This is a genomic window from Deinococcus malanensis (assembly GCF_014647655.1).
Classification (GTDB): Bacteria; Deinococcota; Deinococci; order Deinococcales; family Deinococcaceae; genus Deinococcus; species Deinococcus malanensis.
This window is the reverse complement of sequence record NZ_BMPP01000009.1, coordinates 44,844-57,972: the sequence shown is the minus strand read 5'-3', so window position 1 is coordinate 57,972 and position 13,129 is coordinate 44,844. Positions and strand designations below refer to the sequence as shown.

At 62.9% G+C, this 13,129-nt stretch carries 17 protein-coding genes and 1 tRNA gene; 8 read left to right on the top strand and 10 right to left on the bottom strand.

Annotated features, from left to right (window positions below):
• A complete protein-coding gene (locus IEY49_RS11680; protein WP_229780759.1) occupies positions 1 to 606 on the top strand; it encodes a hypothetical protein in 606 nt (201 codons plus the stop codon).
• Between the two features lie 85 nt (positions 607 to 691).
• On the opposite strand, the gene IEY49_RS11675 is transcribed toward IEY49_RS11680, so the two are convergent.
• Positions 692 to 1,099 carry an NUDIX domain-containing protein gene (locus IEY49_RS11675; RefSeq protein ID WP_189008644.1) on the bottom strand — a complete coding sequence of 136 codons (408 nt, stop codon included), beginning with the start codon at positions 1,097 to 1,099 and terminating at the stop codon, positions 692 to 694.
• An 85-nt stretch (positions 1,100 to 1,184) separates the two neighbouring features.
• Positions 1,185 to 2,087, bottom strand: coding sequence for a DMT family transporter (locus IEY49_RS11670; RefSeq protein ID WP_189008641.1), 903 nt, complete (start codon positions 2,085 to 2,087; stop codon positions 1,185 to 1,187).
• Between the two features lie 193 nt (positions 2,088 to 2,280).
• On the opposite strand from IEY49_RS11670, the gene IEY49_RS11665 reads away from it, so the two are divergent.
• Together IEY49_RS11665 and IEY49_RS11660 are read left to right on the top strand one after the other, a co-directional pair.
• On the top strand, positions 2,281 to 2,604 hold the full coding sequence (locus IEY49_RS11665; protein WP_229780758.1) for a hypothetical protein: 324 nt from the start codon (positions 2,281 to 2,283) through the stop codon (positions 2,602 to 2,604).
• A 117-nt stretch (positions 2,605 to 2,721) separates the two neighbouring features.
• Entirely contained in the window at positions 2,722 to 3,390 is a 669-nt protein-coding gene (locus tag IEY49_RS11660) for an SRPBCC family protein (RefSeq protein ID WP_189008638.1), read from the top strand.
• 74 nt (positions 3,391 to 3,464) lie between these two features.
• Here the strand turns inward: IEY49_RS11660 and IEY49_RS11655 are convergent, their stop codons facing one another.
• The 3 genes from IEY49_RS11655 to IEY49_RS11645 all read right to left on the bottom strand — a co-directional run bounded on the left by IEY49_RS11655 (position 3,465) and on the right by IEY49_RS11645 (position 4,936).
• Entirely contained in the window at positions 3,465 to 3,950 is a 486-nt protein-coding gene (locus tag IEY49_RS11655; protein ID WP_229780757.1) for a hypothetical protein, read from the bottom strand.
• 66 nt (positions 3,951 to 4,016) lie between these two features.
• Positions 4,017 to 4,337, bottom strand: coding sequence for a hypothetical protein (locus IEY49_RS11650; RefSeq protein WP_189008632.1), 321 nt, complete (start codon positions 4,335 to 4,337; stop codon positions 4,017 to 4,019).
• Positions 4,334 to 4,936 carry a TetR/AcrR family transcriptional regulator gene (locus IEY49_RS11645; RefSeq protein ID WP_189008629.1) on the bottom strand — a complete coding sequence of 201 codons (603 nt, stop codon included), beginning with the start codon at positions 4,934 to 4,936 and terminating at the stop codon, positions 4,334 to 4,336. The genes IEY49_RS11650 and IEY49_RS11645 overlap by 4 nt, the downstream gene beginning before the upstream one ends.
• Before the next feature lie 150 nt (positions 4,937 to 5,086).
• On the opposite strand from IEY49_RS11645, the gene IEY49_RS11640 reads away from it, so the two are divergent.
• The gene (locus IEY49_RS11640) at positions 5,087 to 6,172 is read left to right on the top strand and encodes a pyridoxal phosphate-dependent aminotransferase (RefSeq protein ID WP_189008626.1); all 1,086 of its coding nucleotides are present in this window, start codon (positions 5,087 to 5,089) and stop codon (positions 6,170 to 6,172) included.
• A 6-nt stretch (positions 6,173 to 6,178) separates the two neighbouring features.
• Complete coding sequence (locus IEY49_RS11635) at positions 6,179 to 6,514, top strand: YkgJ family cysteine cluster protein (protein WP_189008622.1); 336 nt, start codon at positions 6,179 to 6,181, stop codon at positions 6,512 to 6,514.
• A 69-nt stretch (positions 6,515 to 6,583) separates the two neighbouring features.
• Here IEY49_RS11635 and IEY49_RS11630 read toward each other — a convergent pair whose 3' ends face one another.
• Positions 6,584 to 7,675: an acyl-ACP desaturase gene (locus IEY49_RS11630; protein WP_189008619.1), complete on the bottom strand. Its 1,092-nt coding sequence runs from the start codon at positions 7,673 to 7,675 to the stop codon at positions 6,584 to 6,586.
• A 346-nt stretch (positions 7,676 to 8,021) separates the two neighbouring features.
• Between IEY49_RS11630 and IEY49_RS11625 the strand changes: the two genes are divergently transcribed.
• Positions 8,022 to 8,498, top strand: a complete 477-nt coding sequence (locus tag IEY49_RS11625; protein ID WP_189008616.1) for a peroxiredoxin — start codon at positions 8,022 to 8,024, stop codon at positions 8,496 to 8,498.
• A 3-nt stretch (positions 8,499 to 8,501) separates the two neighbouring features.
• On the opposite strand, the gene bshB1 is transcribed toward IEY49_RS11625, so the two are convergent.
• Positions 8,502 to 9,215: a bacillithiol biosynthesis deacetylase BshB1 gene (bshB1, locus tag IEY49_RS11620; RefSeq protein ID WP_229780756.1), complete on the bottom strand. Its 714-nt coding sequence runs from the start codon at positions 9,213 to 9,215 to the stop codon at positions 8,502 to 8,504.
• 181 nt (positions 9,216 to 9,396) lie between these two features.
• On the opposite strand from bshB1, the gene IEY49_RS11615 reads away from it, so the two are divergent.
• Positions 9,397 to 9,471, top strand: a tRNA-Thr gene (locus IEY49_RS11615).
• A gap of 354 nt (positions 9,472 to 9,825) precedes the next feature.
• Positions 9,826 to 10,083: a hypothetical protein gene (locus IEY49_RS11610; protein ID WP_189008609.1), complete on the top strand. Its 258-nt coding sequence runs from the start codon at positions 9,826 to 9,828 to the stop codon at positions 10,081 to 10,083.
• Between the two features lie 557 nt (positions 10,084 to 10,640).
• Here the strand turns inward: IEY49_RS11610 and IEY49_RS11605 are convergent.
• The 3 genes from IEY49_RS11605 to IEY49_RS11595 all read right to left on the bottom strand — a co-directional run bounded on the left by IEY49_RS11605 (position 10,641) and on the right by IEY49_RS11595 (position 13,129).
• Entirely contained in the window at positions 10,641 to 10,778 is a 138-nt protein-coding gene (locus tag IEY49_RS11605) for a hypothetical protein (protein ID WP_189008606.1), read from the bottom strand.
• Positions 10,779 to 11,085: 307 nt separating this feature from the next.
• Positions 11,086 to 12,021, bottom strand: coding sequence for a glycoside hydrolase family 43 protein (locus tag IEY49_RS11600; protein WP_189008603.1), 936 nt, complete (start codon positions 12,019 to 12,021; stop codon positions 11,086 to 11,088).
• A 58-nt stretch (positions 12,022 to 12,079) separates the two neighbouring features.
• Positions 12,080 to 13,129 carry a glycoside hydrolase family 43 protein gene (locus IEY49_RS11595; RefSeq protein WP_189008600.1) on the bottom strand — a complete coding sequence of 350 codons (1,050 nt, stop codon included), beginning with the start codon at positions 13,127 to 13,129 and terminating at the stop codon, positions 12,080 to 12,082.

Below are 13,129 nucleotides of genomic sequence, written 5' to 3'. Positions count from 1 at the left end.
ATGGAAACGCCGCCAGGGGCCAGGTTGTGTCCGCAAGGCAGGAGGACAGAAGGTCCTTGCTGTGTTCTCTTGGATAGAGAGACCTGCATGAAGACCCTACCTGCCCTGGCTGCCCTCACCTTCCTTTCGTCAGCCCTGGCGACGCCGCTGTCCCTGAAGCAGGTTGTGGTTCAAGGCGGCGGCTACATCCAGGCGACTGGCCCCGACAGCTTTTTAATTACCCATCTGAATTCAGTTCCCTTCGAGTACAGCCTGACGACACGTGGGGTCGCCCTCACGCCTATCCGCGATATCAGGTTGCAGGCGCGCCGCACGACGTTCACTGATCTGGAGCTTTCGCAAGTCGCTAAGGTTTTGGGAACGGTTGCCCGGCAATGCCTGGGCAGTACACCCGGCGACGTGCAGGCCCTCAGTTTATGGCTGAAGGACAACACTGCCGTATCGGGACCAAGAATGCAGGTCATCGGCACACTGAAGGCGGAGTTCTCCCGTCAATTGAACATGAACACTTTCGAGAACCTGTTGACCATCAGCCTCAGCCGCATGCAGGAAGGTGGGCCGAGTCCTTGCACCCACGAGTTTAAGCCAGGGCCTCGTCTCATCTGAACGCCCGGCCGGACCCGGTAGAGGTCGTTCGTACTGGCTTTTCCCATAGTGCTCGGCGAGTACTGTTCCCCCTGGGCGACGTGCCCTAGCGGCCGACCTGACGCGCCCGCTCCACCAGCGTGCGGGTATAGGTGTTGAGCGGAAATTCTTCCATCTCGTCCAGAGAGACCCAGGCCCATTCCTCGATTTCCTCGTTGGGCGTCACGTCGTGCGAGGAAACGCTGGCAAAGTAATCGACCAGCAGCAGGTGTGCGGGGCGCCAGAACTCGTCGCTGAGCACTGCTTCCTGGGTCTGCGCATAGAGCAGGTCTGACACGTCCAGGCCCACTTCCTCGCGCAGTTCCCGCTCTACGGCGTCTACCAGGGTTTCACCGTATTCCACCTTGCCACCAGGAACGCCCCACAGGCCCCGCCACTTGGTGGTCCGCACGATCAGCACCCGCCCGTCCGGCCCCCACACCAGTGCTCCGACACACACCACAGGCCTGTTCATGGGAGACAGGGTAGCGGGCTTCCTGTCCGAGACGGCGTCCTGTTCAGGCCAGGCAGGTAATGGCCCATCATTTCTGTACCAGTTCTCATGCTGCCACGGCCGGGCGCCCGCGTGTATTCACCAGCACCACTCCGGCCACCGCGATCAGTCCGCCCACCACTGACAAGGGTGAAGGCAGCTCGCCCAGCCACAGCCAGGCGATCAGGATGGCCAACACGGGTGAAACGTAGAGGAAGGAACTGGTCACGCCGGCGCCTACCCGCGCCAGCGCGAAGGTCCAGGTCAGGTAGGCCAGCGCCGCTGGAAACAGCCCGATATAGATCACGGCCAGATGCGCGTTCAGTGGCGCACGGGTCAGCCCGGTGCCGAAGCCCGGCAGAAAGATCAGCATGGGAATGGTGCCCAGAATCAGGCTCCAGACTGTGAAGTGCAGCGGGTTCATCCGGGCCAGCAGGGGCTTTTGGAAGACAAAATACACGCTGGTAAACAGCGCCGCCGCCAGGATCAGCAGGGCGCCGCGGGTGAACTCCATGCTCTCGCCGCGCCCCAGCACGATCAGCGCCACTCCCGAGAGGCTGACCAGCGTGCCCAGCCAGCCCAGGCGGTTGAGCCGCTCACCGGAAAAGCGGGTGGCAAGCAGCGCCGTGATCACCGGTCCGGCCGCGATGATCAGGCTCGCGGTGCCGGCGGGCACACTGACCTCGCCGTAGTTGAGGCACACGTGGTACAGCGTGATGCCAAAGAGGCTAAGCCAGCCGATCCGTAGCAGGTCGGGCCAGCTGGGAAGGGGGATGCGTGCCACCACCGCGTAAACCGCCAGCGCGAGGCTGGCCACCAGAAAGCGGTACAGCGTGAGGTGACCGGGCGTGAAGGCCTCCAGACCCGCACGGATGCCAGCGAACGACGACGCCCAGAACACGATGGTGACAAAAATAGCCAGCAGCGACAGGGAATCGAGTCGGCCCACCTGCGGTGGACGGGAAGTCAACGGGCAACGCTCCAGGCGCAGGGGGCCAGCTTCATGGCGGTCAGGTTAGCGTGCAGGAATGGTCTCCGGCAGGCGCAAGCGTAAGCGGGGCCACAAGGCCTCCACATCCGCTCTGCGCTGTCCGCGCCGCAGGATGGCGGGAGTTGTGGCCCCCTATGGACAGATGCGGGGGCCAGTCACAGGAGGCCAGCACATGGGAGAAGGCAATCCCCGCAGCACATCTAATCCCCCCGTTACCCTGGAGACGGACAAGGCAAGTGCCACCTCCAGCCGCGGGGCCAACACCAACCTGGACCCCAATCTGGAAGGTGGGCCGACCACGGCGGCCGATCAGGCTGCCACGCAGGAGATCACCAGCCAGGACGCGCAGCCCGGCGGCATGCCCGACGGCATCCTGAACCAGAGCGATCCGGCCAAGCAGATGGACAACAGCGGCCTGCTGCGTCCCAGCGCCGAGGGGCAGGACGCGGCGATCATGGGCGGCAGTGGCCACGCGCGCAACGAGCACGACGACTGACCTCATTTCCCTTGAGCTGCACGTGGCTGCAGCTGGGGTTTAATTCGGCTTGGCCCAGGCTTCACCCGCTTCATGAGGGCCGCCACCTACACTGACTCACGTAACGGAGGAACCACCATGACAAACAGCAACAGTGGCACGAACGGCACCGCAGGCATGGACCAGACCCGCATGATCAGCGGCGCAGCAGGTGGAGCCCTGCTCCTGATGGGCCTCAAGAAGCGCGGCGTCCTGGGCCTGACCCTGGCCGGTGTGGGCGGATACCTGGCCTACCGCGCTGCCACCGGCCAGGATCCCGTGATGGCCGCAGCCGGCCTGAGCGGCAACGCCACGGCCGCCAAACCTATTTTTGTGGAGCACAGCGTGGTGATCGACCGGCCCGCCCAACTGGTGTACGCCTACTGGCGCAAGCTGGAAAACCTCCCGCAGATCATGAGCCACCTCGAAAGCGTGACTGTGCTCGACGAGAAGCGCAGCCGCTGGGTGGCCAAGGCGCCGCTGGGCACCCACGTCGAGTGGGAAGCCGAGATCGTCAATGACAAGCCCGGCGAGCGTATCGGCTGGCACAGCCTGCCCGGCGCCACCGTGGACAATGCCGGCAGCGTGCAGTTTGAAAGCCTCCCCGGCGGCGGCACCCGCGTGCACGTGGCCCTGAGTTACCGTCCGCCCGCCGGCGCCCTGGGAGCGGCCGTTGCCAAGCTGTTCGGTGAGGAGCCCAGCCAGCAGATCGCCGAGGACCTCCAGAACTTCAAGGCGACCTTCGAGGGCACAAATCCCAAAGTTTGAGGGATAACAAACCTGAATTGCAGCAAAGAGAGGCCCCACACGCGTGTGGGGCCTCTCTTTGATCCAGACAGGAATTACCAGTTGAGGATGTAGTTCGTAAACGGCGCGCCGCTCTTCTCGACCTTCAGTTCGTTGGCGTTGTACAGCGTCCAGCCGGGCTTGAGGTTCATCAGATCCGTACCGCTCTTGCTGCCGGTGCCTTCCTTGCTGTAAATGAAGGCCTTGCCAGTCGAGGCGGTGCGCACCTCGTTGTCGGCGCTGTCATAGCGGTTGTTCCCGTTGGCGTCCACGTAGGCCAGCAGTTCGTAGGCGCCGTTTGCTGGAGATTCGGGAAGGCTCACAGCGTAAGCACGCTTTTCCGGATTGAAGGTAGGGATATTGATCTGGTCGGCCACCGGCGCCTGATAACCGGCCACGGTCATGCCGCGGAAGGCCAGGCGGATCTTGCCAGAGGGCTGGGTGCCGTTAATGTTGCCGGAGACGTCGGCATTGGGAATACCCAGGGTGCTGCAGGACGCCAGTGTCAGGGGCACGATCAGCAGGGAGAGAACTTTTTTCATACGGCCCACCTTAGATGCGCCTCATTTAATCCCGATGAGCTACAGGTCGTGAATCTTACGCGGTCCTCATGAGGCTCCGGACATGTTCTCATCAGCCGGTTCATCTGGGTCTCCGGCCTCGACCACGGTCATGGAGCGCAGCGTCTGACCCTGATGCCAGCCATACTGGGGATCTCGCAGACCCAGTGCAGCCGCCACCGCCTCAGCGGCGCTGCGGTCCGGCTCGCCGTCCAGGCAGAACAGCAGGAATTTGCGGCCACCAGGGGCAATCCGTATAAATAGGTCTTGGCCCAGTTCGAGCTGTTGCGTGCGCTCCAGCCGGGCTGCGCGCTCCTGGGCATAGCGCAGGGCCTGACGGATCGGTACGGTGACCGTGGGATGGCTCATGGGTTTTCTCCGCGCTGGGGGGCCTGCAGGCCCCCCAGCAGCATATCGGCATACTGGTCGGCCACATCGCGCGGCGTCATCTGACCGCCAGGACGGTACCAGGTGTAGGCCCAGTTCACCGCCGACAGGATCAGGTTAGCGGTCATCTTGGGGTCCAGGTCCGCGCGGAACTGGCCCTGTGCTATGCCCTCGGTCACCAGGTCACGGTAGAAGTGATCGATGGTGTCACGCCAGCTGGTCACGCGGGCGTAGGCCTCGGGCGACAGGTGCTTCCACTCGTGGAAAAAGACGGTGGCGCTGTCCATGTTGTCGGCCACCACCCGGATGTGACGGTGCATCGCCTCACGCAGCTTGTCAGCGGCCGGGCGGGGGTCATCGCGCAGGTAAAACAGCGCCGTGTCAAACTGCGACGAGGCCTGATTGACGATCTCGATCAGCAGTTCTTCCTTGCCGCTGATGTGCGCGTACAGGCTGCCCCCCTGCATGCCCAGTTCGCCCGCCAGATCCCGCATGCTGGTGGCGTGATAGCCCCGCTCGGAAAACAGGCGGCTGGCGGAATCGAGAATCTGTTCGCGGCGGGGTTTGCTGGTGTCAGTCATGAGCGGGCTCTGGCCTCGGGCGCCCTGGAGCAGGCTGGAGAAGAGGAGCGCGCCGGGATGGCACGCAGGGTAGCACGATGCCTAACGCTCGTTTGGTGAAGCTGGACGCCTCCGGGCAGCGCTGCGAGCAGGAGTGGTACAACGGACAGCATGACCTCCACGCCTACTCCTCTGCCGGACACGGCTCTGCCCGGCGTGCGCCCGGCTGTGCGCGCCGTACCCGCCTATCCGTTTACCCCAGCTGACGTGCCGATCAAGCTCGACCAGAACGAGAACCCGTACGACTTTCCGGCCGAGCTGAAGGCCGAGGCGGTGCGCCGCATGCTGGAGCGTCCCTGGAACCGGTATCCGGACCTGCACGCCGATACCCTGCGTGCCCGCGTGGCGGCCTACGAGGACTGGGCAGCCGAGGGCGTGGTGCTCACACCCGGCAGCAACGTGCTGATCAAGATCCTGACCGAGCTGGCGGGCATCAACCAGACGGTACTGACGGTCGATCCCACCTTCAGCGTCTATACCCTGGAAGCCTCCCTGCTGGGCGCCAAGCTGGTGCAGGTGCCGCTCAACGAGGACTTTTCGCTGCCTGTCGAAGGGCTTAAAGCTGCCCTGGCCGCGAACCCGCCCGGCGTGTTGTATATCACCCAGCCCCACGCGCCGACCGGATTTGTCGATGGCGCGGACGCTGTGCAGGAACTGGTCGAGGCCGCCCGCGGCTGGGTGGTGGTGGTGGACGAGGCCTACCACGAATACAGCGACACCGACTACCGCACCCTGGTCCGCGCGCATCCCAATGCCCTGAGTCTGCGCACCTTCAGCAAGGCCTGGGGGCTGGCGGGCATCCGCGCCGGCTACGCGCTGACCAGTCCTGCGCTGGCCCAGAACCTCCAGAAGCTGGTCTCCGCCTTCACCATGAACACCCTGACTCAGTGCGCCCTGGAAGTTGCCCTGGAGCAGCCCGCTTACGTGCGTCAGCGCGTGCAGGAAGGCGTGCGCGAGCGCGTGAGGGTCCTGGACGCCCTGCAGGCTCACCCCACCTGTCAGGCGCTGCCCAGCCAGGGCAACTTTTTCCTGCTGCGCACCGCGGACCCGCAAGTAGCTTACGAGACGCTGCTCTCGCATGGCATCGTGATCCGCCGTCAGGACAACCTGCCTGGACTGCGGGGCTGCCTGCGCATTGCCATCGGTACACCGGCCGAGAACGACGCCCTGATCAGGGCCGTGCAGGCCCTGCACTAGGAAGCCATGTCCTGGCCCCAGCGCTTTACCGCCCCGCCGGAGTTTGCCCCGCGCAGCCTGGTTGTGGCGGAATGCACCGCGTGCGGGGCCTGCTGCTCGGCGCCGGACATTCACGCCCTGCAAAAGCCGCTGGGTATCCCGTGTACTCACCTGAGTCCGGAGTGCCTGTGCGCCGTCTATACCGCGCGCCCGGCCGTGTGCCGCAACTACCAGCCCGACTGGGTGTGCGGAGAGGTGGCGCCGCTTCCGACCCTTTCGGCCCGGATACGGCGCTTTCTGGAAATCTACGGTCTAGAAGATGAGTTCCGGGCCACGGAGCGCGCTTCTGAAAGAGCAAGCTGAACGCAGCGCCAAAAATAAGCCCCCGGCTGATACGCCGGGGGTTTTGATGTCAAAGATAGCTCCAGCCGCTCAGTCGTCAGCCGCGGCGCCCTCCCTGCGGGGCACCTCCGGGTTTTCCACGAACTCGGTGGGATCGTACTGGTCAAAGCCGATTTCCTTCTCGTAGTCCTGAATCTTGACGTGCAGGCGCCGCACGTCGCCCTCGACCATGCCGTAGTCGAAGGTGTCCCAGATGGCGGTGGTCTTGAAATTGCCGCCGTCGAAATCCGGGACCTCGCGGGTCTTGCGGATGCCTTCCTCCAGGGCCTTGCGGCTCTCGATGCCCAGATTGCGGAAGGCCACCTGCATTACGTCGCGCTGGAATTCACGGGGCCCATAGACACCAGCGCGGTAGACCGTCTCGAAGAACGCCTCCCAGTCCGGCACGAGATTCGCGGCCGGCATGGAGAACTGCGCGATCACATTCTTGATCGCATTCAGCGTCGCCTCGGGGTAGTAGTAAAGGTACATCCGCACTCCTTCCAGGAAGAAGTTGTAGTGCGCGGCCTCGTCCACCGCAATGATCTGGGACACCCGCGCCAGGACCGGGTCCTCCACGCCGCGCAGATGCGGCTTGTCACTTTTGCCCTGCGCAATTTTCATCATGTTCAGGTAGTTGAGCTGCGTGGCGCGTTCCTGAAACACGGTGTAGACCAGATTGTGGATGGCGTCGGGGAAGGGCAGTTCCCAGGTCTGGGACTTGAGGCGCTCCTTGTACTCGGCTATCCACTGGGGGCTGCGCTGGCCACTGAACAGCACGGCGTTTTCCCAGGTGTCGGCGTGCTTTTCCTCTTCGCTGCCCCACCTGAGCTGGAAGTGGCTGCGGCCGTGGCTGCGCCGGACCAGGTGCACCAGGTGACTGGTGAAGTCCGGGGCGTACTGCTCCACGGCGAAAAAGCCCTGAATCACCGTGATGACATCAGGCGGGAGGTTCTGGTTCATCTGGCGCCAGTCGAAGCTGCGGTCAGGGTTCCAGTTGCGGGTTTCCTGGCTGCGGGCAGTGTACCAGCGGTACAGGCCCAGGAAGCCTCGCTCGATCAGGCGGTCTTTCTCGGCGTTGCTCAGCAGGCCGGGCAACGTCCGGGAACGCTCCAGCATGTCGGGGGGCAGAATGTCGGCCATCAGGACTTCCTCCTTACGCGGTTGTGAACCGGGAGAGACTCCAGCCTACGCGCGATTACAGAGCATTCCGATGAATCTGGACTCAGTGCATGTTCATGCCGGAATGCTGACCAGTACTCGGTCAGCGGCAGGTCTGGTCATCTGGAAACAGCGCAGAGCATCGTTTCCGGGCCCAGACCATGGTGCTGTCCAGGTAGCATCGGCACCCGTGGATCATGGCCGGAGGGCTGGAGGTCGGGAACCCGTGAATCCGGTTGATCTCCTGTACTGGACCCGGCCAGGTTACGGTCGGCTGGCTGAGACACAGGGATCTTTTCCAGGGGGCATAGCCGCTAGACTGGGTCGCATGAGTTTGCTCGGTCAGCCTGCCCCGGACTTCACACTGCCTTCCTCGACGGGTGAGAACATCACGTTGGGCAGTTACCGTGGACACAAGCATGTGGTACTGGTGTTTTATCCCCTGGATTTCAGCCCGGTGTGCAGCATGCAGCTGCCGGAATATTCTGGCCGTCAGGACGATTTTGCCGATGCCGGCGCCGTCATTCTGGGCATTAACCGTGACAGCGTGCATGCCCACAAGGCCTGGGCTGCCGATTACGGCATTGAGGTGCCCCTGCTGGCCGACATGAAGCTGGACGTGGCCCGGCAATACGGTGTGGCTATCGACGAGCGCGGAATCAGTGGCCGGGCCGTCTTCCTGATCGACCGGGACGGTGTGGTCCGCTTTGAGCACGTGGAGGCTAAGCCCAGCGAATACACCATCCGCCCCGAAGTGGTGCTGGGCAAGATCAACGAACTCCAGGGCAGCCGGGTCCCGACCTGACCTTTACAGCGTAGTCGGGTCCACCAGCAGGGCGTCATCGCTTTCAAACGCCTCGGCGTAGCGCACCCGCGCCAGGGTACCCCAGTACATCAGGCGCGCGCGGCGCCGCTCGATCACTTCCGGCGTGACGGTTTCCGAGATGACCTGTCCCGAGAACTGGCTTTTGTGGGCCCGGATGGCCTCCTCCCACACTGGCAGTACCTCCTCGACATCTATCAGCACGCTGGCCTGAATGTCGGCGTTGCCCTGATACAGCAGTACCCGTCCGACCCGGTGCGGCGCGCCTGCCACGTCGGCCTTGCGTAGTCCGGCCAGATGCACCGCCCGCTTGGCCAGGTGATAGGCCCCGAAATGGTCGGGATGCCGATCGCGGTGGTGAGGCACTACCAGAACCCGGGGCCGCACCGCGCGCAGAACCTCAGCCAGGGCGCGGGCTTCGGCGGGGCTGTCCAGCAGGCCGCCGTCCGGTAGCCCCAGCTGGCCGCGCCAGCTCAACCCCATGACCTGCGCGGCAGCCACGCATTCGGCCATACGAACTGTTGCCGAGCCCAGGGTGCCGCCCTCACCCCTGGAAAGCTCTAGAATGCCTACCGCGTGTCCGGCACGGCTCAGGCGGATCAGGGTGCCGCCTGCTCCGATCTCTGCGTCGTCCGGATGCGGCGCGAGACATAACCACTCCAGCGGACCTGCCGTGCCGTACACCGTCTCAAAACTCATGGTGCAGAGCATAGGACCGATTCGCGGTGAAAAGCTCAGAGAGGTATCGGCTTGTGCTGGGAGCCGCCGCCAGGACGTCAAGCAAGGAAACAGGCTGAAGTAGAATCCGCGCCTCCTTACCTTGACACCCCTGGGGCCGCTCCTTATACTTTGCAAGCCTGTTGACGCATGGCAAAAACCAGCCAGTGTAGCTCAGTGGTAGAGCAGCTGATTCGTAATCAGCAGGTCGTCGGTTCAAGTCCGACCCCTGGCTCCAGAAAAAAGCCCCCGCCCAGCGCGGGGTTTTTTGTTTGATGCTTGGGGAACGATGTTCTAAAAGAAATTTCCCCTTCGCACTTTTTTGTAAGCACGAATGACCTGAAAGCCTCCTGCCTCACGGGTTCGTTTTACCGCTGGTCTGTCTGAAATGATGTCCATATTTTTTTAGATTCGGGCAATTTAGAATTTTTGCTGCTCGTAACTTTATGGATCAATCTGTCTGCTTCTCGATAATCTCTTGGGAAGATTCCCAGTTGCGCAATTCGCTATTTGGCCCCAGGATATACAAATACATAGGATAATATCGATGGCGACGCTATATTATTTGGGCAAAATAGTGTACAATAATTGTATGTTGATTTTGAATGGCAAATATCATGTGCAACAAAATAAGCGGCTGACAATTCTGGCAGAAGCAGGGCATCTGCCCAAGGGAACCCTGCAGTCGGACATTGACGCCCTCCACGACGACTGCCAGACGCACGGGCGGTGCGACGTTCAGGTCAATACCCAGCACGGCCTGATGCACGGGACACTGGTGGAGAAGAAGCCTCTGAAGTTCAGTCTGTGGCAGTTTGAAGGCCACCTGTCGTTTCCTGCCCGGGGCTGAAGGACAGTCCGGCCAGAGATCACTGAGTTGGGCCCCTCTTGATAGAAATATAGCCTGCAGCCTTCGGGCTGCTTTTTTGCTTCACGCAGGCTGGTGCGATCAGCTGTCGCCTTCAGGCGATGTGAACGCTGCAAGAGAGCGGACTCGGGATGGCCTGATACGGATTTCGGATGATCTGTTCCGCCCCCTGCGTCATGCCTCGGTGTCCCCACTCCTCTCCGTCACCGTTTTTCCTGCTCCCTTCGGTCAGATGAATCAGTTATGGGACAACCGATTCACCGGAATCCATATGACAGGCACAAGTTCAGCGCTTCGTCCAAAGGTTCTACAGCCGTCGACAGTGTATCGGTGTGCCGGGCCATTCAGCCTTCGTTTGAGGCAGAGCTTCTGATGATCGGCTGGCCTCAGTACGCCAGACCACCGCGTTTGAACATAAATCCCATCTTCTTGAATACCAGCATCACGGTCCGGCCGTCTGCTTTGAAGGTGATCGAGGAATTCAGGGGCCCGGATTTCGTGGAGATGCAACTCGCGTCGACCTGATAGGTTTTGCCCTTTTAAAACGTCGGAAAGCTCTTGACGGTCCCCCGGGGGTTGATGACGCCATTGGTCAGTACCGTGAACTCTCCAAGTTTCCTGGAGCCTTCGGCGAAACGCACCGCCACACCCTGACATGGCGTTGGTTCGTCCATCATGATCATCAGCTGATTAAGCTGCACAGAAGCCGACAATCCTGTTGACATACTTGCCAGTCCCAGGACCGCGAGCCAGCGCCGGCGCTTCGATTTGTGCATAGCTTACAGTTTCCGGGTCCGGCCCAGACAGAGTTCTGACACAGCGCTGCGGAGCAGTGGAGTTGTCTACCCTAACCCGGTCACGCTGCTGATTATTTTTACGGCCCGGGGGCTCCGAATGACGTCGGCATGGCAGCAAAAAAGCCCCGCAGGAAACGGGGCTCTTTGGATGCACTGTATAAGAGCCATTTGGAAGCACAGGTGTAGATCAGGAGGGCAGAGACTCAGGGAGGGCACTGGGCAGATCTCCAGTCCAGCGCAAAGGCGCGGCATGAAGCTGCCGGCGGGTGCGTTCTTCATTCCAGGCGTGAAAAATCAGAATGTCCTCGCCGGCGAGCCGGGTCACGCTGGCATGGCCGGGGCCGGTCAGGTGCCCGGCTGTCCGCAGCACGTTGGCGCCAGGTACCGGCTCGGTCCAGGGGCCCAGCGGATGATCGGCCGTGGCGTGCCCCACTCCATAGCTCTCGTTGGTCCAGGCTCCGCCCGAGTACAGCAGGTGGTAACGGCCGTTGCGGTACAGCACGAAGGGTCCTTCCAGGGTATGCCAGTCGTACACGGCGCCGTACATGGTACGGGCCCGCTGATACACCTGCCAGTCACCGCTGGCCCGCAGGATCGTCTGCGTCTCGCCCAGGCGGGTCATGTCGTGCAGCGGAGCGGCCGACAGCAGGGTGCCGGGGCGGTCTCCAGTCAGGTCATCGCGGGCATAGAACAGCCACCACGACCCGTCCGGAGCCTGAAAGGGGTGGGGGTCGATGGCAAAGGGCTCGTCCGGCGTCAGGTTCAGTCCCTGATCCACGAAGGGGCCCAGGGGATCGGTGGCGGTCGCCACCCGCAGATGATGCCCCGCGTCCCCGTGGCCTACCGAGTAGTACATGTACAGCGTATCGCCGGACCGTGCGACCTCAGGAGCCCAGTAATCCTGGCGCTCAGGACTGAGCGGCTCCAGCACGCCGCCGTGTGATGTCCAGGTCTGGAGGTCAGGTGAGGACAGCACCTCAAAGGCCCTCACGCCTTCCTGACCGTGCAAACCGGTGCCGTAAGCGTAGTACATGCCGCCGAACTCCAGAACAAAAGGGTCGGCGAAGTCCCCGGAGTACAAGGGATGCTGGGGGAGGGTACCGCGCGTGGTCGAATCACTCATCGCAGGAACCTTGCACAGGTCACAGAGGGCTGCCTGCCTGAACCGCCAACGCCACGTGTCATGGCGTGGGCGCCCGCTGGGGTGCCAGTGAGGGGGCAGCGACCTTTACCTTGCCCCCCGCGAAGGTGATGGGGGACAGGTGCAGACTGCGGTAACCCACCGCGTCCCCGATGCGCGCCTCGTCCCAGGCGTGATAGGCCAGCCACGTGCGTCCTGCGCCGTCCTGAACAATGGTCTGATGCCCGGGGCCGGCGACCTTGCCCTTGCTGACCAGAATGGGATTTTCCGGCGCCTTGCGGTAGGGGCCAGTGATCCGCTTCGCCGTGGCGTAGCCGACCGAATAGAGCGTGCTGTCAAACGGCCCGGCCGAGTACAGCAGGTAATACACGCCCCCGGCGCGGTGCAGGGACGGGGCCTCGATAACATTGCCCTCCCACAATTCGAAGTTCTGGATTAGCGAGGTGGCTTTGCCGGTCAGGCGCAGGCCGTCGCTGCTCATCTGCTGGATGTAGATGTTGGTCGCCTGGTTGCAGCAGTTCCCGTCGTTTTTCCAGAGCAGGTACCACTTCCCATCAGCATCCAGAAACGGGTTGGCATCGATACTGCCGCCTTCGCCGAGCTGGCAGACCAGGGGCTTGCTGGACGCGTCACGGAAGGGCCCGGCCGGTGACGTGGCACTGGCCGCGCCGATGCACTGACGTCCACTGTCAGCGTGCTGCGCGGTGTAATACAGCACGTACTTCTTGCCGACCTTAGCGACTTCCGGCGCCCACGTGCGCCCGCCCGCCGCCCAGGTGGGCAGGATGGGCATGGCATCCCCAGCCCGTTCCCACTGCAACAGGTTGCGGCTGGTCGCGTGCGGCACGTTGGCATTGGCGGTGTTGGTGGCGTAGGCGTGGTAGGTCTTGCCCACGCGCAGAATGTGTGGGTCAGGGAAGTTCTCGTCGATCACCGGGTTGCGGAAGGTGGCGGTGCGGGTGGCCGGGGACGCTGCGGGCCGGGCTGCGGGAGTGGGCCCGCCACCGCCAGCCAGGGTGGCCGAATCGGTGAGCAGGGCGCTGAGGGCCAGGGTCAGGGCCAGGCGCGGGGCCGAAAGAAACTGGGCCAT